The 21,221-nt window shown below is 69.7% G+C and carries 25 protein-coding genes and 5 pseudogenes; 17 read left to right on the top strand and 13 right to left on the bottom strand.

What is annotated here, in order from left to right; all coding sequences use genetic code 11:
* Positions 1-36: 36 nt before the first annotated feature.
* Positions 37-936: pseudogene (locus tag QC385_RS24965) on the bottom strand (flavoprotein); the annotation flags it as partial.
* Between the two features lie 218 nt (positions 937-1,154).
* Between QC385_RS24965 and QC385_RS24960 the strand changes: the two are divergent.
* The 6 genes from QC385_RS24960 (at position 1,155) to QC385_RS24935 (ending at position 3,679) form a co-directional block, all read left to right on the top strand.
* A complete protein-coding gene (locus QC385_RS24960) occupies positions 1,155-1,529 on the top strand; it encodes an ArsR/SmtB family transcription factor (protein WP_279543587.1) in 375 nt (124 codons plus the stop codon).
* A 26-nt stretch (positions 1,530-1,555) separates the two neighbouring features.
* Positions 1,556-2,062 carry a GNAT family N-acetyltransferase gene (locus tag QC385_RS24955; protein ID WP_279543586.1) on the top strand — a complete coding sequence of 169 codons (507 nt, stop codon included), beginning with the start codon at positions 1,556-1,558 and terminating at the stop codon, positions 2,060-2,062.
* 194 nt (positions 2,063-2,256) lie between these two features.
* On the top strand, positions 2,257-2,592 hold the full coding sequence (locus tag QC385_RS24950) for a hypothetical protein (RefSeq protein WP_279543585.1): 336 nt from the start codon (positions 2,257-2,259) through the stop codon (positions 2,590-2,592).
* A complete protein-coding gene (locus QC385_RS24945; protein ID WP_279543584.1) occupies positions 2,589-3,038 on the top strand; it encodes a MerR family transcriptional regulator in 450 nt (149 codons plus the stop codon). Before QC385_RS24950 ends, QC385_RS24945 begins: the two co-directional genes overlap by 4 nt.
* Positions 3,019-3,333 (top strand): hypothetical protein, encoded by a 315-nt coding sequence (locus tag QC385_RS24940; RefSeq protein WP_279543583.1) that lies wholly within the window; start codon positions 3,019-3,021, stop codon positions 3,331-3,333. The genes QC385_RS24945 and QC385_RS24940 overlap by 20 nt, the downstream gene beginning before the upstream one ends.
* Positions 3,334-3,343: 10 nt before the next feature.
* A complete protein-coding gene (locus QC385_RS24935) occupies positions 3,344-3,679 on the top strand; it encodes a YnfA family protein (protein ID WP_279543582.1) in 336 nt (111 codons plus the stop codon).
* 65 nt (positions 3,680-3,744) lie between these two features.
* Here the strand turns inward: QC385_RS24935 and QC385_RS24930 are convergent, their stop codons facing one another.
* The gene (locus QC385_RS24930; protein ID WP_279543581.1) at positions 3,745-4,284 is read right to left on the bottom strand and encodes a DinB family protein; all 540 of its coding nucleotides are present in this window, start codon (positions 4,282-4,284) and stop codon (positions 3,745-3,747) included.
* A gap of 30 nt (positions 4,285-4,314) precedes the next feature.
* On the opposite strand from QC385_RS24930, the gene QC385_RS24925 reads away from it, so the two are divergent.
* On the top strand, positions 4,315-4,791 hold the full coding sequence (locus QC385_RS24925; protein ID WP_279543580.1) for a MerR family DNA-binding protein: 477 nt from the start codon (positions 4,315-4,317) through the stop codon (positions 4,789-4,791).
* On the opposite strand, the gene QC385_RS24920 is transcribed toward QC385_RS24925, so the two are convergent.
* From QC385_RS24920 to QC385_RS24910, 3 genes are read right to left on the bottom strand one after another with little or no spacing between them, the layout of a single operon-like run.
* Positions 4,692-5,756: an ArsO family NAD(P)H-dependent flavin-containing monooxygenase gene (locus QC385_RS24920; RefSeq protein ID WP_279543579.1), complete on the bottom strand. Its 1,065-nt coding sequence runs from the start codon at positions 5,754-5,756 to the stop codon at positions 4,692-4,694. The genes QC385_RS24925 and QC385_RS24920 overlap by 100 nt on opposite strands.
* The gene (gene arsB, locus QC385_RS24915) at positions 5,753-6,847 is read right to left on the bottom strand and encodes an ACR3 family arsenite efflux transporter (protein WP_279543578.1); all 1,095 of its coding nucleotides are present in this window, start codon (positions 6,845-6,847) and stop codon (positions 5,753-5,755) included. The genes QC385_RS24920 and arsB overlap by 4 nt, the downstream gene beginning before the upstream one ends.
* Entirely contained in the window at positions 6,844-7,152 is a 309-nt protein-coding gene (locus tag QC385_RS24910) for an ArsR/SmtB family transcription factor (RefSeq protein ID WP_279543577.1), read from the bottom strand. Before QC385_RS24910 ends, arsB begins: the two co-directional genes overlap by 4 nt.
* Before the next feature lie 87 nt (positions 7,153-7,239).
* On the opposite strand from QC385_RS24910, the gene QC385_RS24905 reads away from it, so the two are divergent.
* The 3 genes and pseudogenes from QC385_RS24905 to trxB all read left to right on the top strand — a co-directional run bounded on the left by QC385_RS24905 (position 7,240) and on the right by trxB (position 9,336).
* The gene (locus tag QC385_RS24905) at positions 7,240-7,875 is read left to right on the top strand and encodes an arsenate-mycothiol transferase ArsC (RefSeq protein ID WP_279543576.1); all 636 of its coding nucleotides are present in this window, start codon (positions 7,240-7,242) and stop codon (positions 7,873-7,875) included.
* 47 nt (positions 7,876-7,922) lie between these two features.
* Positions 7,923-8,342, top strand: coding sequence for an arsenate reductase ArsC (locus QC385_RS24900; RefSeq protein WP_279543575.1), 420 nt, complete (start codon positions 7,923-7,925; stop codon positions 8,340-8,342).
* A 28-nt stretch (positions 8,343-8,370) separates the two neighbouring features.
* Positions 8,371-9,336: pseudogene (gene trxB, locus QC385_RS24895) on the top strand (thioredoxin-disulfide reductase).
* A 283-nt stretch (positions 9,337-9,619) separates the two neighbouring features.
* Here the strand turns inward: trxB and QC385_RS24890 are convergent.
* From QC385_RS24890 to QC385_RS24880, 3 genes and pseudogenes are all read right to left on the bottom strand, one after another.
* Positions 9,620-10,189, bottom strand: a complete 570-nt coding sequence (locus QC385_RS24890; RefSeq protein WP_279543574.1) for a hypothetical protein — start codon at positions 10,187-10,189, stop codon at positions 9,620-9,622.
* A gap of 398 nt (positions 10,190-10,587) precedes the next feature.
* Positions 10,588-11,181 carry an isochorismatase family protein gene (locus QC385_RS24885; protein WP_279543573.1) on the bottom strand — a complete coding sequence of 198 codons (594 nt, stop codon included), beginning with the start codon at positions 11,179-11,181 and terminating at the stop codon, positions 10,588-10,590.
* A 236-nt stretch (positions 11,182-11,417) separates the two neighbouring features.
* A pseudogene (locus QC385_RS24880) lies at positions 11,418-11,576 on the bottom strand (HNH endonuclease); the annotation flags it as partial.
* 431 nt (positions 11,577-12,007) lie between these two features.
* On the opposite strand from QC385_RS24880, the gene QC385_RS24870 reads away from it, so the two are divergent.
* Complete coding sequence (locus tag QC385_RS24870; RefSeq protein WP_279543572.1) at positions 12,008-12,952, top strand: MerR family transcriptional regulator; 945 nt, start codon at positions 12,008-12,010, stop codon at positions 12,950-12,952.
* Between the two features lie 24 nt (positions 12,953-12,976).
* Here QC385_RS24870 and QC385_RS24865 read toward each other — a convergent pair whose 3' ends face one another.
* A complete protein-coding gene (locus QC385_RS24865; protein ID WP_279543664.1) occupies positions 12,977-13,126 on the bottom strand; it encodes a hypothetical protein in 150 nt (49 codons plus the stop codon).
* 166 nt (positions 13,127-13,292) lie between these two features.
* Here QC385_RS24865 and QC385_RS24860 point away from each other — a divergent pair, with 166 nt between their 5' ends.
* The gene (locus QC385_RS24860; protein ID WP_279543571.1) at positions 13,293-13,460 is read left to right on the top strand and encodes a hypothetical protein; all 168 of its coding nucleotides are present in this window, start codon (positions 13,293-13,295) and stop codon (positions 13,458-13,460) included.
* 149 nt (positions 13,461-13,609) lie between these two features.
* Here the strand turns inward: QC385_RS24860 and QC385_RS24855 are convergent, their stop codons facing one another.
* Positions 13,610-14,494: a helix-turn-helix transcriptional regulator gene (locus tag QC385_RS24855; RefSeq protein WP_279543570.1), complete on the bottom strand. Its 885-nt coding sequence runs from the start codon at positions 14,492-14,494 to the stop codon at positions 13,610-13,612.
* A 102-nt stretch (positions 14,495-14,596) separates the two neighbouring features.
* Here QC385_RS24855 and QC385_RS24850 point away from each other — a divergent pair, with 102 nt between their 5' ends.
* Positions 14,597-16,120 (top strand): MFS transporter, encoded by a 1,524-nt coding sequence (locus QC385_RS24850; protein WP_279543569.1) that lies wholly within the window; start codon positions 14,597-14,599, stop codon positions 16,118-16,120.
* 72 nt (positions 16,121-16,192) lie between these two features.
* Here QC385_RS24850 and QC385_RS44310 read toward each other — a convergent pair.
* Positions 16,193-16,300 (bottom strand): annotated as a pseudogene (locus tag QC385_RS44310) (LuxR C-terminal-related transcriptional regulator); the annotation flags it as partial.
* 78 nt (positions 16,301-16,378) lie between these two features.
* On the opposite strand from QC385_RS44310, the pseudogene QC385_RS24845 reads away from it, so the two are divergent.
* Positions 16,379-16,570, top strand: a pseudogene (locus QC385_RS24845) (IS5/IS1182 family transposase); the annotation flags it as partial.
* On the top strand, positions 16,567-17,082 hold the full coding sequence (locus tag QC385_RS24840) for a hypothetical protein (protein WP_279543568.1): 516 nt from the start codon (positions 16,567-16,569) through the stop codon (positions 17,080-17,082). The pseudogene QC385_RS24845 and the gene QC385_RS24840, both read left to right, overlap by 4 nt.
* Here QC385_RS24840 and QC385_RS24835 read toward each other — a convergent pair.
* Together QC385_RS24835 and QC385_RS24830 are read right to left on the bottom strand one after the other, a co-directional pair.
* Positions 17,069-17,458, bottom strand: a complete 390-nt coding sequence (locus QC385_RS24835; protein WP_279543567.1) for a hypothetical protein — start codon at positions 17,456-17,458, stop codon at positions 17,069-17,071. The genes QC385_RS24840 and QC385_RS24835 overlap by 14 nt on opposite strands.
* Positions 17,459-17,648: 190 nt before the next feature.
* A complete protein-coding gene (locus QC385_RS24830) occupies positions 17,649-18,788 on the bottom strand; it encodes a PucR family transcriptional regulator (RefSeq protein ID WP_279543566.1) in 1,140 nt (379 codons plus the stop codon).
* An 86-nt stretch (positions 18,789-18,874) separates the two neighbouring features.
* On the opposite strand from QC385_RS24830, the gene QC385_RS24825 reads away from it, so the two are divergent.
* A complete protein-coding gene (locus QC385_RS24825; protein ID WP_279543565.1) occupies positions 18,875-19,930 on the top strand; it encodes a ferredoxin reductase in 1,056 nt (351 codons plus the stop codon).
* A 7-nt stretch (positions 19,931-19,937) separates the two neighbouring features.
* Entirely contained in the window at positions 19,938-21,056 is a 1,119-nt protein-coding gene (locus QC385_RS24820; RefSeq protein ID WP_279543564.1) for a fatty acid desaturase family protein, read from the top strand.
* The last annotated feature ends 165 nt before the right edge of the window (positions 21,057-21,221 follow it).

Below are 21,221 nucleotides of genomic sequence, written 5' to 3'. Positions count from 1 at the left end.
AGGGCGGGTAGGGCGGCGCGGGGGTGCCCAGGTCGGTCACGAGCCGCAGCAGCCGCCCGCCGGGGCCTGCTCGTCGGCCGCTCCGACCGCGGTGGGGGCGCCGACCTGGACGAGCTGGGGCGCGGGCGCGCAGCAGCCGCTGCCGGCCTCCTGAGCGTCGGGCGCGTCGAACAAGCCCGCGCCGCCGCAGACTCCGGTCTCGGGGAGGGTGAGTTCGACGCGGTCGGCCGCGTCGAGGTCGCCGGCGATCGCGGCGGCGACGGAGCGCACCTGCTCGTAGCCGGTCATGGCCAGGAAGGTCGGGGCGCGTCCGTAGGACTTCATCCCGACCAGGTACACGCCCGGTTCGGGGTGGGAGAGCTCGCGGTGGCCGTGCGGGTAGACCGTGCCGCAGGAGTGCTGGTTCGGGTCGATCAGCGGCACCAGCTCGACCGGTGCCTGGAGGCGCTCGTCCAGGCCCAGGCGCAGCTCGCCGAGGAAGGACAGGTCGGGGCGGAAGCCAGTCAGCACGATCACCTCGTCGACCGTGTCCAGGCGGCGCCCGTCCTCGCCGACCAGGACCAAGCGGCCGTCGTCCGCCCGCTCGATCGCCTCGGTACGAAAGCCGGTGACCGCGTCCGCGTGGCCCTCGTCGACGGCGGCCTTCGCCGCCAGACCCAGCGCGCCGCGCGCCGGGAGCTGGTCAGCCTCGCCGCCGCCGAAGGTGGAGCCCGAGATGCCCCGCCGCAGGACCCACACCCCCTTCGTCCCCGCGCCGTCGTCGGACTCCGCGAGGTCGGCCAGGTAGGCGAGGGCGGTGAAGGCGGAGGCACCGGAGCCGATCACGGCGGTGCGCTTGCCCGCGTACCGGGCGCGGACGGCGGGGTCCTTGAGGTCGGGGACGTGGTAGGTGATCCGGTCCGCGGCGGCCTTCTCGCCGAGAGCGGGACCGCTCCCGCGCTGAACACCACGGGCATCGGGCGCGCCGCACGGAGAGGCATGAGGTTCTGGTCAGCAGTCACGATGCGCATCCTCGCCGGTGGCCACCCCCGCCCGCTGCGGCACCCCATCACCTTCAGTGCAAGACACCGGACGTCGGCCGGGGAGTCGTCCAGAGCTCTGATCGCACCCGGCGCCGACTCCCAGACTGGTTCGACGTGTGTCAACATAGACGCATGTCGAATGCGATGGTGCTGCCGCTGATCGAGCCCGCCGACGGCCAGGGTGTGGCGCCGTGCTGCCCGCCGCTGACCGAGCGCCCGATGACCGCCGACGAGGCAGAGACAGCCGCGCGGATGTTCAAGGCGCTCGGTGACCCCGTGCGCCTGCGGCTGTTCTCCGCCGTGGCCTCCCACGAGGGCGGGGAGGCGTGCGTGTGCGACATCTCCGACGTCGGCGTCTCCCAGCCCACGGTGTCCCACCACCTGAAGAAGCTGAAGGAGGCCGGGCTGCTGACCTCCGAGCGGCGCGGCACCTGGGTCTACTACCGCGTCGAGCCGTCCGTGCTCGCCGCGATGGGCAAGCTGCTGACCCTGCCGGCCGCGGCCTGACCAGAGATCGGGCGAAGGGGGAAGCAGTGAGCGGGGCACTGCGTGCGGTGGTCGTGCCGCTGGTGGCGGAGTACGCCGAGCAGGTGCTGGCGATCTACCAGGCGGGTATCGACGAGGGCAACGCCACCTTCGAGGCCAGCCCACCGGCCTGGGAGACATTCGACGCCGCGAAACCGCCCGAACACCGCTTCGCTGCCCTCGATGAACACGGGGCGGTACTGGGCTGGGTAGCGGCGAGCGGGGTCTCGGATCGGTACGCGTACGCGGGCGTGGTCGAGCACTCCGTCTACGTCCACCCCGCCGCCCGCGGACGCGGCATCGCCTCAGCCCTACTCAAGGCGCTGACCGACTCCACCGAACAGGCCGGGATCTGGACGATCCAGTCGGGGATCTTTCCCGAGAACGCCGCCAGTCTCGCCGTTCACCAGCGGGCCGGCTTCCGGGTCATCGGCACGCGGGAGCGGATCGGGCGCCATCACGGCGTCTGGCGGGACGTCGTCCTCCTCGAGCGCCGTAGCCCAGTGGTCAACTGAAATCCAGTTCGCACCGCTGAGCGACTGGTCGCGCACGCCGGGGCTGCCTCTCGACCTGCCCTCGCGCGAGCCAGCGGCAGAGGCAGCGGCAGCGGCAGCGGCAGCAGAGCTTGCATCCGGTACCCAGGTACAGGTTTACCGTCGGAGATGTCCCCGCCCGCACCGTGCGGGGACGGATGACGGGAGTGGTCACGATGACGACCTGGGTACCGCAGTCCTGCACGCTGCCCACCGCTGAGCAGCCGCTGCGGGTCGCGGAGTTCGACGCGCTGTTCGCCGAGCGGCTGACCGGGATGTCCCGGCCCGACCGGGTGCGCCTGGAGCTGCGGCTCACCGGCGGTCCGGGCGCGGAGGAGACGGTGCGTGATCTGGTGGCCCGCGAGAGCGGCTGCTGCTCGTTCTTCGCCTTCACCGTCCACCCCGGTCCGGAGCAGATCCGTCTGGACATTGCGGTCGACGGCGCGCACGAGGCCGTGCTGGACGCGATTGAGGAGCGGCCAGCCGCGGCGGCCGGCCGGGATGTGCGGTGACCGGCGGCGGCCTGCGCAGCGGGCAGGTCGCGGACGCGGCCGGGGTGAACATCCAGACCCTGCGCTATTACGAACGGCGCGGTCTGCTCGCCGAACCCGACCGCAGTCCCGGCGGGCACCGCCTCTACCCCGAGGAAGCGGTCACCGCGCTGCGGGTCATCAAGGCCGCCCAAAGGCTCGGCTTCACCCTGGAGGAGGTCGCCGAACTGCTGGAAGCCGGGCGGCACCGCCACGCCCGCCCCGTGGCGGGACTCCAGCAGCGGGCCGCGGCCAAGCTCGCCGAGGTCGACGCGAAGATCGCTGATCTGACCACCATCCGCACCGCTCTGGCCGCGGCCGTCGACGCCGGCTGCGACGACCTGACCGTCTGCGCCTCCAGCACATGCTGCCCCATTCCCTTCACCGATCTCGCCGAGGAGAACCGCCATGGCGGACCCTGCTGCTGACCCCCGCTCCCCCCGCGCCCCGAAGGCGCTCGGGACTCTGGCCGCCCTGGCGTGTGTGACGTGCTGCGCGCTGCCCGTGCTGATCACGGCCGGTGTTCTGGGCACCGGCGCCGGGGCGGTGGTGGGGTGGCTGCCCGCCCTCGCCGTCGCCCTGGCCGCGGCTGCCCTCGGCACCTGGTGGCTCGGCCAGCGTCGCCGCTCCTGCTCCTGCCCGCCGAAGGCCCCGGGAGACAGCGGATGCGGCTGCAAGGCGTCCGCCAATCCGCTGAAGATCAGCAGCACGGGCCGCCAGTAGGTCCGCCGGTATGGTCGTCGCTCGTTCCGTTGCCCTGTTCGTCGTCGCCGCCCTCCTCGAAATCGGCGGCGCCTGGCTTGTCTGGCAGGGCACCCGCGGGCACAAGGGCCGGATCTGGATCGGCGCCGGCGTCATCGCCCTCGGCCTCAACGGGGTGGCGACCACCTTCCGGTCCGACGACAACTTCGGCCGCATCCTCGCCGCTACGGCGGGATCTTCGTGGCCGGGATCGATCGCCTGGGGCATGATCGCCGACGGCTACCCCCTTGACCGCTGGGACGTGATCGGCGCGCTGGTGTGCCTCGCCGGGATGGCCGTGATCATGTACGCGCCCCGCAGCCACTGACCAACTCGGGATCAGGGTGACCGACTCGGGCCCGCCGGGTGGCGAGCGGCACTCCCGGACCGCGTTCAGCCTGGCGCGTCGAGGGTCAGCTGGCGGTGATGGAAGTCGAAGTGCTGGGTGGGATAGCGGTAGATGTCCGCGAGGGTCATGAAGTCCTTGAAGAACGGGTCCCATCGAACGGGATAGTGCATGCCGCGGGCGAGGGCGACTTCGGAGTCGGCGGCAAAACGCCGCTCCAACGCGCCGGTGACCCGGTCGAACATGGCTCCCATCCGCTGCGGGCCGACCACCCTGGCAGCCCCGCAGGGTCCGAGGTAGTTGACGAGGTCGAACGGCTTGGTCCCCGCGTCCAGCAGCCGGGCGAACTCACGGATCAGCCGCCGGGGCAGCCTGCTGAACGCACGCGCCATGACCAGTAGCACGCGGGTGAGGACGTAGCCGAACAGCATGTGCCACAGCAGCTGCCGGTTGGTCCACCGCATGCCGTCACTCGAGCGATCAAAGCCGCCCTGCGAGGCGGTGTCCAACAGAGCGTGGAAGGTCCGCCGTGCCCGCGCGTAGTCGTCGCCTACAGCCTGCCGGTCCATCGCCGCGTGCTCACCCATGATGCTCACCTGCACTCGTGCCCGAGGTGGATGATTCCCGCCCTGGTCGGAGTGGAACCGGACACAGGGGCGACGTCAGTCCCGGGCCAGAAGTGGGCCGAAGGTCTACTCGGCAATGCGCAGTGCTTCGGCCCTGAACTACCGGGCAGGACCCAAGCCGCCGGGCTCACCCTCGCCAAGATCCGCTCGGTCCCTGCCCTGCGCGACAGCGGCCAGGCGCCGTGCGCCCAGGTCGGCACGCTCATCGAGGAGCACCTGACGGAGATCGACCGACGGATGGCCGAACTCCGCCAGGGCCGCACCGTGTTGCGGGAGCTTGACCGCCGGGCCGCCGTGACCGACCCGGCACCCGCGCGGCCGGCGACATCTGCACGACCCTCCCCCGGGCCTGACACCGGTGCGCGCCGTCAGCCGCTCAGCATCTGTGCGATCTCCCGGGCGGCGTCACGGGCTGGTCGACCCACACCGATGAGCGTGGCAGAGGCCGGGCCGGTCCAGTCTCCGTAGCCGAGCAGGTGCAGGCGTGGTTCGCCGAGGGCGCGGGTGCCGTCGGTGGGGATGTGCCCTCGCGGGCCGCGCAGGTTCAGCGGGGCGAGATGGGCCAGCGCCGGGCGGAAGCCGGTGCACCAGATGACCGCATCCGCGCCGGTGTGGCTGCCGTCGGTCCACCGGGCGCCGTCGGCGGTGAGCCGGGAGAACATCGGCTTCGCCTTCAGGAGTCCGACGTCGCGGGCTGCGCGAACCGGGGGTACGGCGACGATGTCGCCCAGCGAGGCCACCCCGCCGGTGTCGCTGCGGCCGGCGTCGAGGGCGCGGCGGCGGGCGGTGGCGACGTCGAACAGAGCGCGGCCATCGATGTCGTCGGCCAGGAAGTGGGGCGGACGCTGGGTCACCCACGTCACGTCGACGTGGCCGTCCAGAGCGAGGTCGGCGGCGATCTGCGCGCCGGAGTTGCCGCCGCCGACCACGATGACGCGCTGGCCGGTGAAGTCGGCCGGACGGCGGTAGTTCACGGTGTGCAGCTGCCGGCCGGTGAAGACGGACCCGCCGGGGACGGCGGGGAGGAAGGGCCGCGACCAGTTGCCGGTGGCGCTGATGACCGCGCGGGCCCGCCAGTTGCCGGAGTCGGTCTCGACCAGGAGTCGGCCTGCGTCGCGGCGTACGGCCTCCACACGGGTGCCGTGCTGGACGGGCAGGTCATAGCGCTTTTCGTAGTCGGTGAGGTAGTCGACCACGTGCCCGGCGTCCGGGTAGGTCTCGCCTGCCTGAGCGGGCATGAGCCGCCCGGGCAGCGAGGAGTAGGCGGCCGGGGAGAACAGGTGCAGCGAGTCCCACATGTGCTGCCAGGACCCGCCCGGCGCCGGGTCGGCGTCCAGGATGACGTGGTCGAGGTGCTGGCGGCGCAGGTGGTAGCCGGCGGCGAGCCCTGCCTGGCCGCCGCCGACCACCACCACATCCGTGTGCTGCGTCACGGGGCCGTCGTCACCGCGCCGGCGGCGAACTTCCTGCGCCAGGCAAGTGCGACGTAGACCAGGCCGATGAGGACCGGGACTTCGATGAGCGGTCCGACGACACCGGACAGGGCCTGGCCGGAGGTGACGCCGAAGGTGGCGATGGCGACCGCGATGGCCAGCTCGAAGTTGTTGCCCGCCGCGGTGAACGCGAGGGTGGCGGTGCGGTCGTAGGCCAGGCCGAGGCCCTTGCCGAGGAGGAAGGTGCCGAAGAACATGATCGCGAAGTAGACCAGCAACGGCAGCGCGATCCGGGCGACGTCCAGCGGCTGCGAGGTGATGGTCTTGCCCTGCAAGGCGAAGAGGATGACGATCGTGAACAGCAGCCCGTACAGGGCCCACGGGCCGATCTTCGGCAGGAACTTCGCCTCGTAGTCGGTACGGCCCATCTTCTGCTCGCCGATGCGGCGGGTCAGGAAGCCGGCCAGCAGTGGGATGCCGAGGAAGATGATGACGTTCAGCGCGATGTGCCAGACGGACACGTCCAGGCCCTGACCGTCGCCGAGGTTCATCCAGCGCGGCAGCAGGTCGAGGTAGAACCAGCCCAGCAGGCCGAACGCAAGGACCTGGAACACCGAGTTCAGCGCGACGAGGATGGCGGCGGCCTCGCGGTCGCCGCAGGCGAGGTCGTTCCAGATGATGACCATGGCGATGCAGCGTGCGAGCCCGACGATGATCAGGCCCGTGCGGTACTCGGGCAGGTCCGGCAGGAAGATCCACGCCAGGGCGAACATCACCGCCGGGCCGACGATCCAGTTGATGACCAGCGAGGAGACCAGCAGCTTGCGGTCACTGGTCACGCGGTCGAGCTTGTCGTAGCGGACCTTGGCCAGGACCGGATACATCATGATCAGCAGGCCGACGGCGATCGGCAGCGAGATGCCGCCGATCTCGACCTTGGCGAGGGTGTCGTTCAGGCCGGGGATGGCGCGGCCCAGGCCGAGCCCGAGGGCCATCGCGGCGAGGATCCAGACGGCGAGGAAGCGGTCGAGCGTCGACAGCTTCGCGACGACCGATTCCTCGGTGGTCGCGGGTGCTTCAGTGCGGGTCACGGACAGGCCCTCTTGTTGTCGGCGGCATTGCGAGCGGACTCGGCCAGGTCGGCGAACTGGCCGGCGAGCTGGGCGATGACATCGGGCTTGACCTTGTAGTACGTGTACCGGCCGCAGGGCTCCGTCTCGACGACCCCGGCCTCGCGCAGCACTCTCAGGTGGTTGGAGAGGTTGGTCTGCCGGGCACCGGTCTCGTCCACCAGGTGGGTGGTGCACAACGTCTCTTTGGCGAGCAGGGTCACGATCTGGAGCCTGAGGGGGTCGGCCAGAACCCGGATCAGGTCAGTGTCGACTGACGTCATCATGGACTGATACTCTCACATCACTCCGAGCTGATACCAGCCGGGGCTGATGCCTGGGATCCGCATTCCTGCGCCCCGAAGGGGGTTCCCGTGACCGCCTCCCCGCCTCCTGTCCTGCCCGATGAGCGCCTCGCTTCCGGCATCGCCCGCCTCGCCCTGCGCTACCGCGGGCGTTTCTCCATGGAGACCATCCAGCGTCTGGTCACCGACTCCTACGAGCGCCTCGCCGAGCACGCCCGCATCCGCACCCACCTGGTCGTGCTGGCCGAGCACCTGGCCACCGAGCGGCTGGACGCGCTCGCGCATGTCAACGGGGCACCTGGCTGCGGTCTGCCACGGGTGCTGTTCGTGTGCAGCCACAACGCCGGGCGTTCGCAGATGGCCGCCGCCCTGCTCGCACACCGTGCGGGCGGACAGGTGGTCGTCTCGTCCGCGGGCACACTCCCGGCCGCCGAGGTCGAGCCGGCCGTCACGCAGGTTCTCACCGAGGCCGGGGTGGACCTCACCGACGCGTTCCCCAAGCCGCTGACCGACGAGGTCGTCCAAGCCGCCGACATCGTCATCACCATGGGATGCGGGGACGCCTGCCCCGTCCTGCCGGGCCGCCGCTACCTCGACTGGCCGGTCACCGACCCCGAGGGCGCCCCGCTCGCCGTCGTCCGCGGCCTCCGCGACGAGATCGACGCCCACATCACCGAACTGCTCGCCTCCCTGCCGAGCACCTGAAACCGCACCCCGCACCACCGCACGTACCGATGACGAAGGAAGAACCGATGTCCTCCAGCCCGCTCGCCTCCGTGCTGTTCGTATGCGTCCACAACGCCGGCCGCTCACAGATGGCCGCTGGTTTCCTCTCCCACCTCGCGGGCGACCGGATCGAGGTCCGCTCCGCCGGCTCCGTCCCGGGCGACCAGGTCAACCCCTCCGCCGTCGAGGCCATGAAGGAAGTCGGCATCGACATCGCCGACGCCAGGCCGAAGATCCTCACCACCGAGGCCGTCCAGGCATCCGACTACGTCATCACGATGGGCTGCGGCGACGCCTGCCCCATCTTCCCGGGCAAGAAGTACCTCGACTGGGCCCTGGAAGACCCGGCGGGCAAGGGAGTCGAGGCCGTCCGCCCCATCCGCGACGAGATCAAGACCCGCATCGTTACCCTGATCGCCGAGATCGACGCCAAGCAGGAGGCGTGAGCGGCGGAGCGGTACCGACAGTGACGGCGTGCGTGAGGTTGTCATCATCGGCTCCGGCCCCGCCGGATACACCGCCGCCCTGTACACCGCCCGCGCCCAGCTGAAGCCTGTGCTGTTCGGCAGCTCCATCTTCGTCGGCGGATCGCTCACGACCACGACCGAAGTCGAGAACTTCCCCGGCTTCCTCTAAGGGGTCGACGGCCCCGCCCTGATGGAGAACATGCGCGCCCAGGCCGAGAGGTTCGGCGCCCAGATGATCGACGACGACATCATCCCCGTCGACCTGACCGGCGACATCAAGCTCCTCACCGACTCCGCCGGCACCGTCCACCGCGCCAAGACAGTGATCATCGCGACCGGCTCCGGCTACCGCAAGCTCGGCCTGCCCAAGGAGGATGAGCTCTCCGGGCGGGGCGTCTCGTGGTGCGCGACCTGCGACGGGTTCTTCTTCCGCGACCGCGACATCGTCGTGGTCGGCGGCGGTGACACCGCCATGGAGGAAGCCACCTTCCTCACCCGCTTCGCCAAGTCGGTCACCGTCGTCCACCGCCGCTCCACCCTGCGCGCCTCGAAGGCCATGCAGGACCGGGCCTTCGCAAGCGACAAGATCTCCTTCGCCTTCGACAGCGAGATCGCCGAGATCAAGGAGGCGAACGGCATGCTGAGCGGCGTCGTGCTGCGCGACGTCTTCACCGGCGCCACCCGCGACCTGGTCGTGACCGGGTTGTTCATCGCCATCGGCCACGACCCACGCACCGAGCTCTTCAAGAGCCAGCTCGACCTGGATGGCGAGGGCTACGTCAGCGTCGCCTCCCCGTCGACGCGCACCAGCCTGCCCGGGGTGTTCGCCGCCGGCGACGTCGTCGGCCACACCTACCGCCAGGCCATCACCGCCGTCGGCACCGGAGCGGCCGCAGCCCTGGACGCCGAGCGCTACCTCGCATCCCGCAACGCCACCCAGGCCGAACAGGAGCCGGCCGCGGTCCCGGCCTGACCGAACCGCGCCGCGGACCCGCCGGGGAAAACGTCCTGGCGGGCCCGCACCGTGGTGGGCATCGGCCCTGGCTGCTCCCTGAACGCGCGCCAGGGGCTCGGCTCACAGCGTTGAAGGTGGCCGGATCCGCTCACGCGATCCGGCCACCCGACCCGCTGGCACGCCCGGAACATCGCAGATCTGCGATGTTATGCAGCCGCCGGGTCCGTGGTCCGGAACGCCATGAGGGGCGTGGCCCTTGAGAGCCGGATGGGCCACGGCGGTGGGCGACGCCGATGCCGGCTTACGCGCGGTGGAGTTTCCAGTCGCCGACGTTCTGGGCCCGGTTGTAGTAGGCGTTGGTGCACACGTCGTACTTGCCGCCGGCGGGTCCGCCTCCGTTCGTCTCCAGGAAGCCGCCGTTGTCGCCGTAGGTGTTCCACAGGTGGATCACGTCGCCGGGCCGGACGCTCTGGTCACCGGGGCTGGACGCCTGGGCGAAAAGGCGCCAGCGGCCGGTACCGGGGGCGCGGTCCTGGTCCTTGGACGTCGAGACGTTGTACTTGCCGCCGCTGTTCTGCTGATCGGCGGTCGCGTGCCTGTTGGTGTCGAGGTAGCCGCCGTCACCGCCGTAGAGGTTCCGCAGGTAGACCAGGTCCCCGCTGACCACGTTGGCACCAACGGCCTTGCCCTCGGCAGAGAGGATCTGCCAGGTTCCGGTGCCCTCTCCCCGCGTGGGCGAGTCCGCCGTCGACACCGCGTACTTCGCCCCGCTGTCGCTGCTGTGGCCGTTGGTGTCCAGGTAACCGCCCGTCCAGCTGCCGTAGCCGTTCTGCAGGTGGATCTGGTCGCCGTACTTCAGCTCGTTCGCCATGCTTCTCCCTTGGTCAATGGAAGGCATGCGACGGTTCCCGACCCGATGGCCAGGTCATCCCCCCGCAACCATCCAAGTCTCACAGTCCTTGGAGAGGCCTTGGCCTGCTCCGGATGCCAAACCGCCCGTGAGGGGGGCGCTGGAAGCGCGACCGCGGTTCACAAGCACCAGGGCGCACGGAACCGGGCTTCAGGCCGGCGGACCCACCACCACCCCTGCCCGGACGGCGGGTGCTGCGGCCGCCGGCCCGCCCACTATGGGGGCTGCGCGCTCATCAGTGGACAGGCTGGTCGTTGCCCGCTTCGGCAGCCAGGCGCCAGATGCCGGTTGTCCGTGGCGAGTTCGTCGACACGAGCGCCGGCCGACGATCCCGAACGACGTCGAGCCGGTGCCAGGATCTATTCCGGCACTGGCGCCGAGCCGGAGACCGCAACGCCTGCCCGGCGGAAGTCCTCCAGAGTCGACGCTGTGGTGTCCGGGGCGACGCCGACCGAGTAGTCCAGGAGTACCCGGGCGCTGAACCCGGCCTTGACGGCGTCGAGGGCCGTCGCGCGGACGCAGTGGTCGGTGGCGATGCCTACTACGTCGACCTCTTCCACTCCCCGCGCACGCAGCCAGTCCGCCAGGGGCGTGCCGTGTTCGTCGGCGCCTTCGAAGCCGCTCTTGGAAGCACTGTGGGCTCCCTTGAAGAAGACGGCATCCACCTTGCCGCCCGTGGCCGTGGGAGCGAAGTTCGGGTGGAACTCGCCGCCCTCGTGCCCGGCCACGCAGTGAACGGGGAAGCTGTCCTTGAAGTCGGGGTCCTCGGAGAAGTGGCTCCCCGGGTCGATGTGGTGATCCCGGGTGGCGACGACGTACTGATAGTCAGCCCCCGCACCGCGTTCCACCAGATCGGCGACAGCAGTCGCGATCCGCGCCCCACCCGAGACCGGAACACTGCCTCCCTCACAGAAGTCGTTCTGCACATCCACGACGATCAACCCTCGGCTCATCACGAACACCCTTCAGCACGACGGAACACCCCCCGCGTTCTACAGGCCGCCGCACGCCCCCGGGAGACAAAAGCAGCTGCGCTCACCCGCATGGACCACGGTTTTCACCACAGGAACGTCCCGCCCTTAGGCCATGCGCGTGCACAGGGCCGGTACACCCGGGGATGTCGCCGTTCCCGGGGCAGACGACATCGGCCAGCGCCCCACCGCCTGGGGCGGCGGGTTGGGCAGGCCGGTTATGCGACTTGCTCGTACGTCACGGTCTGCTCCGGGCAGCCGGCCGCCACCTCGCGCGGGGCCGCCACCTCGGCCTCATCCGCTGTGAGACTCCAGATGAGCTTCGTTGCCACCCACTCGGCGACGTACCGGCAGTGCACGTCGGCGGCAGGCGGCAGGCGGCAGGCGGCAGGCGGCAGGCGGCAGCACGATTCCTGAGCCGGTCGATCAGGTCCGCAACCGCAGGCGCCGCGGACGTGGCGGTGGCCGTCCGCCCTTCTTCGGCCGCGAGGACTACAAGGCCCGGCATGCGGTCGAATGCGGGATCAGCCGTCTCAAAGCAGCACCGGGCCGTGGCGACCCGGTTCGACAAGCTTGCGGTTCGGTTCGAGGCGACGGTTCAGGTCTCGGCGATTCATCAGTGGCTGTGAACCCTCAGTCTGCCGTCGTGCGGATGCCCCAGCAGGAAAGGACGGGCCTGCGGTCATTACGGAGGAAGAGCGCGTTTCCTGGCATTGGCGCGGGGCGGTGTGTATGGGGTTGCACCTTCCGTAGCGGCATGTGGTCCGGTGGACTTACGTCCCGGTCCCTTGAGGAAAGGTCCCTGCTCATGCATTCGTCTTTCATGCCACCCCGCCAGGTCAAGATCGGTGACGCGGCGGCCTTCGCCGGCACCACGCCGCGGGCGATTCGCCATTACCACGAGATCGGGCTGCTCCCCGAGCCTGAGCGGGGCGGCGATGACCGCCGCCGCTACGGGTACGAGGACATGATCCGACTGCTGTGGATTCGCAAGATGGCCGATGCCGGGATTGCCCTGGACGACATCCGTGACGCCTTTACCATCGGCACGGCTTCCGCCGGTGCGGACAGCGGAGACGGTATCGCGGGCATCCTGGAGCGGTTGGAGGAAACCCTCGCCGAGCAGGAGGCGGAATTGCGGCGGCAACGGACCGCCGTGCAGCGGATGCGCACCGAAGGCAGCCGGATGGGCCTGCTCTCCGACTTCGTCACCGAACGCCTCAAGAGCCTGCCCGAGGGCTCCCTGCGTCAGGCGGACCTGGACAGTTTGCTGGTCACTGAGCGGATCTTCGGCCCGCTCGGCGCGGCCGTCCAGGCCACCCGCTTCGTCGTCCTGGCCACGCATCCCACTCTGCGGGAGGATTCCGACCGCATCGATGACGCCGAGGAGGCACTCGATGACAGTGTCGCCGTCGATGATCCACGGGTGGCTCAAGTGGCTGTCGAGCGGCACACCTTCGAAAGCGCCCTGCAGGCCGTCATCGAGGAGTCCGGCCTGGGTAAGGACGACGATGACCTCTTCGACGCCTGGGACACTTTGCACCCTGCCACGGCCGATGACGGCGAGGGCGAGGCCGACCTCCGCTCTGGCAGGCGGGAGGCTGACTCCATGAGCGTGTTCGAAGCCACCGGCAAGATGCCCTACGACTTCTCCCCAGCCCGCCTGCGCTGTATGGAACTGGCCGAAGAACTTTCGCCCAAGACTCACCCGCTACCGAAAACACGGCCTAGGCGACGTCCGGGATGTCGTTGAGACCGCCGTGGATGCCGATCGAGTTCAGCGGCCTGACTGGGAAGCGCCCTGCACCAGCTGAACGACCACGTCCAGGATCCCCTTCTTCTCATCGAACCGGCTCCGGGCCTGCGTACGCCGGCGCAGCCGCAGGATGATGATGACAGGCAGCAGAACCGCCACGTTGATCGTCACCAACATCAGGTCAGCCCTCCCCCACCAGGCACGCGTATCCACCGACTTGTGTAACCCGAAGGACTTCGAGCGGCGGTCTGCAGCGGGGGGCTGTACGAGCCGCATCAGAGTCGGGACGCCGCGTGTCTGTGGAGCCGACCTCACAACGTGCGCCTCCAGCAGCTGCGTGCAGCAGCCGGTAGCGGAGCCTTTCGGCTCGGCGGCCAGTTCGCCTTCAAGCAGCGCGGCCGCCCTCACGCTCGCGCTCGGCGTCCTCGCGGTGCGCTGGCTGCCGCGCGAGGAGCGGGACACGACGGCCGAGGTCCCGGACCGGCAGGAGCAGGCCGTGTCCTGAGTGCACGGAATCCGCATGTCCTGAGCAGGCGGGACCCGGTATGCGCTGAGTACGCGGGGCCACGTCCCCCGCGTACAGCCGCCCCGCTTCTTCCGTACGGACGCCCCCGCCCTCTTCGCGGGCGTGCCCCGGGAGGAGCGCGGGCGGTTTCAGCGCTGCTCGGCCCGTACGGTCGTCGACTCCGGCTCGTCACCCCGGCCGCTTTGCTGGCTCAGCACGCGCAACGCGTCCGCGGAGGTCGCGTCGTTGGGGGTGTAGATCTCGACGCGGTGGTCGGGGCTGTCGGGCTGGAGCCACACCTGGTAGTCCACGCTCACCGCGCCGACGGTGGGGTGATGCAGATGCATGGCCCCCGTCGTGCAGTCGGAGACGTCACCCGTCGCCCACATCGCGCCGAAGTCCGCGCTGTGTATAAGGAGTTCGCCGATCAGCCCGGCGAGCCGGGCGTCCGTGGGGTAGCGGCCCGCGGTGAGGCGCAGATAGGCGACGTGGACCTTGGCGAGATCCGGCCAGTTGCGGTACATGTCGCGGGTGTGCGGGTCGAGGAAGAACATCCTGGGGATCGACGGACGCCCCTGCGGATTCTGTGGCGCCTCGAAGGGGATGTGCTCGGCGACCAGCGCGTGCCCGGTGCGGTTCCACGCGAGGACGTCGCCGCGCCTGCCGAGCACCACCGCGGGCGTGGTCTCGCCCAGTGACTCCAGGAGGGTCAGTACCCGTGGGTGGGGCTCCTCGCGGGGCGGTTCGCCCAGACCGGGCTTCACCGACTGCCGGGCGAGGTTGTGCAGATGGACGGTCTCCACCTGGTCGAGCCGGAGCACCCGGGCGAGCGCGTCGAGCACCTGCTCGGAGGCGGTCTCGGCCTGCCCCTGTTCCAGACGCGTGTAGTACCCCGCGCTCACACCCGCGAGCTGGGCGAGCTCTTCCCGCCTGAGACCGGGGACCCGGCGGGAGGTGCCGTAGGTCAGCAGACCGATCTCAGCCGGAGTGACCCGGTCACGACGGCTCTTCAGGAACGTTCCGAGGCTCTCCATGTAACGAGCGTAGGACGCTCGCCCGCTCCGTGGGTGTACCTGTCGGGTGTACCCACGCCATGGGGATGGCTGTCGGCCACGCCGTGCCCGAGTGTCGGCACCATGACTCGACAGTATGCGAACAACGCACCCGGACTGCGGGCCTGGCTCGGGCTCGCGGTGGTCCTCGGCCCGGTCCTCCTCGTCTCCATGGACGGATCGATCCTGTTCCTGGCGATGCCCCGGATCAGCCAGGCCCTCTCGCCCACCGCCGACCAGGCGCTGTGGATCCTGGACATCTACGGCTTCGCCGTCGGCTCCCTGCTGGTCGCCTTCGGCAGCATCGGCGACCGCTACGGACGGCTGAAGCTCTTGATGATCGGCGCGACCGTGTTCGGACTCGGCTCCGCCGGGGCCGCGTTCGCACCGACCCCCGAACTCCTCATCGCCTGCCGGGCGCTCATGGGCGTGGCCGGGGCGACCCTGCTGCCCTCGGCGCTGGCCGTACTGAGCGAGCTGTTCCCCGATCCCCGGCGCCGGGCCCAGGCCATCGGCATCTTCGCCGCGGCCTTCGCGGCCGGTTTCGCCATCGGTCCGGTCATCGGTGGCGCCCTCCTCGGCCAGTTCTGGTGGGGCTCGGTCTTCCTCGTCAACCTCCCCGTCATCGTCGTGTTCCTGGTGTTCGCGCCGGTCCTCCTCCGAGAGGTCCGGTCGGGCGGGACGGGCCGCGTCGACCCGCTCAGCGTCGTGACCTCCGCCGGGGGCCTGCTGCTCACGATCTACGGGATCAAGCACCTGGCCGCCGACGGGATCTCGGCCCTTCCGATCATCACGATGATCGCGGGCATCGCCGTACTGACCTTCTTCGGCCTGCGCCAACGGCACCTCGACAACCCACTGATCGACTTCTCCCTCTTCCGCGACCGCGTCTTCACCATCGCCGTCATCACGGGCCTGCTGCCCCTGGCCGCATGGTCGGCGGCGGCGTACCTGTCCGGCATCTACCTCCAGTCCGTACTGAACCTGAGCGTCCTGCACGCGGCGCTCCTGGCCCTCCCGGGCGCCGCGGCCCTCACCATCTCCTGCATCGTCACACCGGCCGTCGTCGAACGCATCGGCAAGCGGGCCGCGCTCCTCGTCTGCCACTTCTCCATCGCGGGCGGCCTGTTGCTGCTGCTCCCCATCACAGTCGCCGGCGGGATCGGCTGGTACATCGCCTCGACCGTGATCGCCGGACTGGGATACGGCATCTCCTTCGCCGTCGTCGCGGACACCGCGGTCGGCGCGGTCCCCCCGGAGCGTGCGGGCTCGGCCGGCGCGATCGCCGAGACCAGCAACGAGATCGGCAACGCCCTCGGCATAGCGATCCTCGGCTCGCTCGCGGCGCTGCTCTTCCGCCTCCAGGGCCCGGACCTCGCCCCCACCCTCGACGAGACCCTCCAACTGCCCTCCCTGCTCCCCTCCGTGATCCGGGACGCGAAGTCCGCGTTCGTCACCGGCCTGCACGTCGTCGTGGTCGCGGCGAGCCTTCTGCACGCCGCCCTCGGAACGGCCGCCCTGCGCTGGCTCCCCAAGTCGGCGCCGGAGGAGCAGACCACCGAGGTCCACGAGGAGCCCGCAGAGGAGCGCATGGCGAGCAGGCCGTAGCGGGGCCGGACTGACGAGTGAGGCTAACGATGCGTCGCCGCCGGCCAGCCGGATCCGGATCGCAAGACCCGTCTTCGTCATCAGGGCCGCCGCATGGGTCTTGGCCGTCGTCACGCTCAAGTGCAGGACCTCGCCGATCTCCCGGTTGGACAGGCCCTCGCCGACCAGGGCCAGCGCCTCACACTCGCGCGGGTGTCAGGTCCTCCGGCGGCGGAGGGGGAGAGAGGGAGCGGGCTCCGGCGTGGCCACCGCCCGATCGATCCGAAGCGGTGGAGGGTCGAGCAGACCTACGGCATCCTGATACTGCACCGGCGACTGGTCCGCGACTACGAGCACCGCCCGGCCTCTTCCGCGTCCCGCGTGTACTGGGCGATGACCCAGGTCATGGCCCGCCGGCTCACCGGCGCGAACACTTCCACCTGGCGCGAGGCGCAGACGGTGACCGCGTGAACCTCCAGCACCTGCTCGACGCCCTCGGCATCCAGGAGGATGCCGCCCGCGCCCTGGCCGACGGTCTCCGCGGACAGATCACCGAACTGCAGGCTCGGCTGCGGGAGGCCGAGATCCACCTCGAACACCTCGCGATCACCCGGAAGACTGTCACCGGCCTCGCTGACCGACTCCCGGCCGTCCCGCCGAACCTGCCCGAGAACCCGGACTACCCCCGCATCGTCGCTGTCTTCAACGAGGTCACCGGCCCGCTGAGGGCCCGTGATGTCTTCGAAGCCCTCGACCACGAACTGCTGCCGAAGAACATCGAAGGCACCCGCGCCAAGCTGAAACGCCTCCTCAAACTCGGAATCCTCACCGAGGTCGACGTCAGCAGCTTAACCAGGAAGCAGCAGCCTCCCGAAGCCCCGCGACCAGCAGCCCTGCCCAACCCTCGCCCAGAAGCGGACATCAGTTCGCGGATCCCTCTAAGGGGGATATTCACCCCTGGTCAGGCGCCTAAAGTCGGTTGAAGCCGGCGAGGCGGGGCGAGATGACGAAGGGGAATGATTCACCGTCGGGAGTCTTGAGGGCCGCCACGATGTCGTGGTCCGGTTCACCGAATATCTCGAAGTGCTGCACGGTGCAGTGCTCCATCACCTCGCGGATGTACGGGTCCGACAGCCGCCAGTGGGCGCGGATTGCATCGGAGTCGCGGTAGAGCTGAAAGCTATGCGCCAGCATCCGCTCCTCATCGATGAAGACCTCCACCATGATCTGGGGACCGTGCTCTTGAGTGAATGCCACCGCCCGCGCGATGGCATGCCGGAAGCCGTCGAGGTGGCCGTCGGTGATGCGCATGGTGTTGCGGAAGAGAATGGTGCTTTGTTCGTGATCTTCATGCGTCAAGTGTCATATCTAAACCAAAGTTGAGGTCAAGGGCGCAGCTCGGCCGAGAGTGTCGGCGACGGTGTTGGCGCTGTTGGAACGGGCATCAACTCCCAAACCGTCCTCTCGGAGACAGCGCCCCCAACGGGCTTCCCGAGGCCCTGTCTGGTGCATGAGCCAGCTGATGGCACCGAGAACGAGGCCGTACTCGTCAGCTGACCCGAAGACCGACCGCCAGCGTCAGTTCAAGGACCCGGCGTGGCGATGCGAGGTCCGGAAACAGCTCCCGCAGCTGCGACATCCGGTACCGGACTGTCTGGGGATGGACGAACAACGCCGCCGCCACCTCGTTCCGCCTGCCCTGGTGCAGCAGCCACTCCCGCAACGTCTCCTCCAGCCGTCGCGCGGTCGCGAGAGGCAAGTTCCGCAACGGTGCGAGGGCTCGGGCACGCAGGTCTGCGAGCGCGTCCACGTCGGCGCTCAGCACCAGCTCGGGCAGGTGGTCCTCGGTGTCGCGAATATCGGAGGAGAGGGAGCGCGCGCGTACGGCTCGTGCGTACGAGGCGGACGCACGAGTCCATGGCCGGGCCGGGCCGACCACGGCGGTGCGGTCGGTCAGCCGCCGCAAGAGATGTGATCGGTCCGCATCGGGGACGAGCAGCACACCGGTGGCGTCCGGCAGATCGTCGAGGACGAGGGTGCTCGGGTCGAGCGCGCGGTAGGCAGGCCGGGCCTGGGCGGAGGGCAGCAGGACCGCCGTCAGCGAAACCGGAGGCTGCCATCCGGCCCGTTGAGCAGAGGCCAACAGCACGTCCGGGCTCGCGCCGGCGAGGAGGTCGCGGGCCAGGTGTTCCAAGTGGCGCTCGTGGGCCCTGCCCCGGGCGGCCAGTTCGTCGGCGTGGCCCGCGGCGCTCGCAGCGGAGAGCTCGTCGATGTAGGCGAAGGTCAGCTCGGCGAACTTGGCGACCTCGGCGGCGGGCAGTCCTGCGGGTACGGCACCCGCTGCCAGGCATCGCCAGGCCACGCGGGCGCCGACGCGGTATGCGCTGAGCAGGGCGTCCATCGAACGGCCGTCACGCACCTCGCCGCGGCCCAGCTCGTAGGCTGCGTCACCGGCATCGCCGCCCGTGGCGTTCCCGCTCGCGAGGTCCAGGTAGTGCCCCAGGGCGGTGCGGACGGCTCGGCGGATGGTTCCGCCCATGCTGCCCGAAAGGGCGTTGGCGTAGGAAGGGACCTCGTCGATGATCGCCTGGACGACCTCGTCGGCGGTGGTCTTCAGCGCGGCCCGAAGTGCGGTGACCGTCGTCTCGTCCAGGGCCAGTTCGCTGGCCCTCCGGATTGCATGGCTCATGTTTTGTTCCCTGCGAACAATTCAGCCGATCAGATTCACGTCCTGCGGTCAGGACTTTACGCCTTGAAGCGCAGCAAGCTGGAGTCATGACGAGTGCAGCCCTCCGCAGCAGGGCGTGGAAACTGCTCGAGATGGTCACGACACCGCTACTGCCGTCGGACTACCTCGACCTGGTCAGCCCGCTGCGTGCGGGCGCTGACCTGCGTGGGCGCATCGAGGCCGTGCACCCCGAGACGAAGGACGCCGCGACCATCGTGATCAGGCCGGGACGGGGCTGGCGCGGCCACACAGCCGGTCAGTACATGCGGATCGGGGTCGACGTCGACGGGGTGCGCCTGTGGCGTGCCTACTCCCTCACCTCGCCGACCAACCGCCCCGACGGCCGCGTCACGATCACCGTGAAGGCGATCCCGGACGGCAAGGTCAGCAACCACCTGGTCCGCAGGGCCAAACCGGGCACGCTGATCCAGCTCGACCAGCCGACCGGTGACTTCGTGCTGCCGCAGGCCAAGCCCGCCAAGGTGCTCTACCTGACGGCCGGCAGCGGCATCACGCCCGTGATGGGCATGCTGCGCGACACCGAGTTCGACGACGTCGTCATGGTCCACTGCGCGCCACAGCCGCAAGATGTGATCTTCCGCAAGGAACTGCTCGACCTGGTCGCGGACAAGAAGCTGCGGCTCACCGAGGTGCACACCGACACAGACGGCATGCTCGACATCGCCCGTCTCGACGAACTCGTGCCCGACTGGGCCGAGCGCGAGACCTGGGCGTGCGGGCCCGCGGGCCTGCTCGACGCCGCCGAAGAGCACTGGACCGAGCACGGCGTACAAGAGCGCCTGCACACCGAACGCTTCCGCCCCAGCATCGTCGTCACCGGCGCCGGCGGCGAGGTCACGTTCAGCGCCACCGGCACGACCGTCGACGCGGACGGCGCCACGCCGTTGCTGGACATCGGCGAGGAGGCCGGCGTGCTCATGCCCTCGGGGTGCCGCATGGGCATCTGCTTCGGCTGCGTCACGCCGCTCAAGGCGGGCGCCGTCCGCGACCTGCGGACCGGCGAGATCACCGAGGCCGAGCCGGGCGTCCTCATCCAGACCTGCGTGTCCGCCGCGGCGGGCCCCTGCGACATCGAACGGTAGGAGCAACTTGACCGCCATCGACCCCACCGCCCACCTGACCGCGGAGCAGATCGAGGAGCTTGGCCGCGAGCTGGACGCGATCCGCGACGAGGTGATCGCCAGCCGCGGCGAGGGGGATGCCGCCTACATCCGTAAGGTCATCTCGGCGCAGCGCAAGCTCGAGCTGGTCAGCAGGGGCGTGCTGCTGTTCTCGATCTTCCCGCCCGCGTGGCTGCTCGGCACCGTCGGCCTGTCCGTGGCGAAGATCATGGACAACATGGAGATCGGCCACAACGTCCTGCACGGCCAGTGGGACTGGATGCGGGATCCGAAGATCCACTCCACCACCTGGGAGTGGGATCACGTCTCGCCGTCCGACCAGTGGAAGCACTCGCACAACGAGCTGCACCACACGTACACCAACGTGATCGGCAAGGACAACGACCTCGGCTACGGCATCATGCGCGTCGACGAGGACCAGAAGTGGCACCCGTTCCACCTCGGCCAGCCGTTGTGGAACTTCATCAACGCCTGCTTCTTCGAGTACGGCATCGCAGCGTACGACCTGGAGCTCGGCAAGAACCTGCACAAGCGCCGCCGCAAGAACCCGGAGTTCCGCGCGCGGGCCAAGGCCGTGGGCCGCAAGATCCGCAAGCAGGTGCTCAAGGACTACGTGATCCACCCGCTGCTGTCGGGCCCGTCGTTCCTCCCCACACTCGCCGCCACGTTCACCGCGAACCTGGTCCGCAACATCTGGTCCCACTCGGTGATCATGTGCGGGCACTTCCCCGAGGGCGTGCAGGTCTTCGAGCGCCGGTCGATCAAGGGCGAGACGCGCGGCCAGTGGTACCTGCGCCAGATGATGGGCTCGGCGAACATCAGCGGCAGCAGGGCCATGCACTTCATGACCGGCAACCTCTCGCACCAGATCGAGCACCACCTCTTCCCGGACCTGCCGAGCAACCGGTACGCCGAGGTCGCGGTGAAGGTGCGCGCGCTGTTCGAGAAGTACGAGCTGGAGTACGTCACCGGGCCGCTGCCCAAGCAGGTGTTCTCCGCGTGGCGCAAGGTCGTCCGGCTCTCACTGCCGAACAAGAAGCCCAAGGTCAAAACGCCGGGCCGCGAGCAGGAGCTCCTCGCGGCCTGATTCCCGGATCCCGGGTGTCAGATGAGCTGGAGAGCCGAAGTACACGGGGAACCGGCCCATCCGGTAGTAGAGGCTGGCCGGCCAGGAACCGTCGGGCTGCTGAGGCTGGGGAAGCAGGGTGCGCCGCTGGTCCTGGCCGGCGGTGAGCGAGAGGTTGTCGGCCGC

The sequence above is a fragment of the Streptomyces sp. DH10 genome (assembly GCF_029813805.1).
In the GTDB taxonomy this organism is placed as follows: Bacteria; Actinomycetota; Actinomycetes; order Streptomycetales; family Streptomycetaceae; genus Streptomyces; species Streptomyces coeruleofuscus.
Note: the sequence above shows the minus strand (reverse complement) of the source record. Positions and strands in the feature narration are given on the sequence as shown.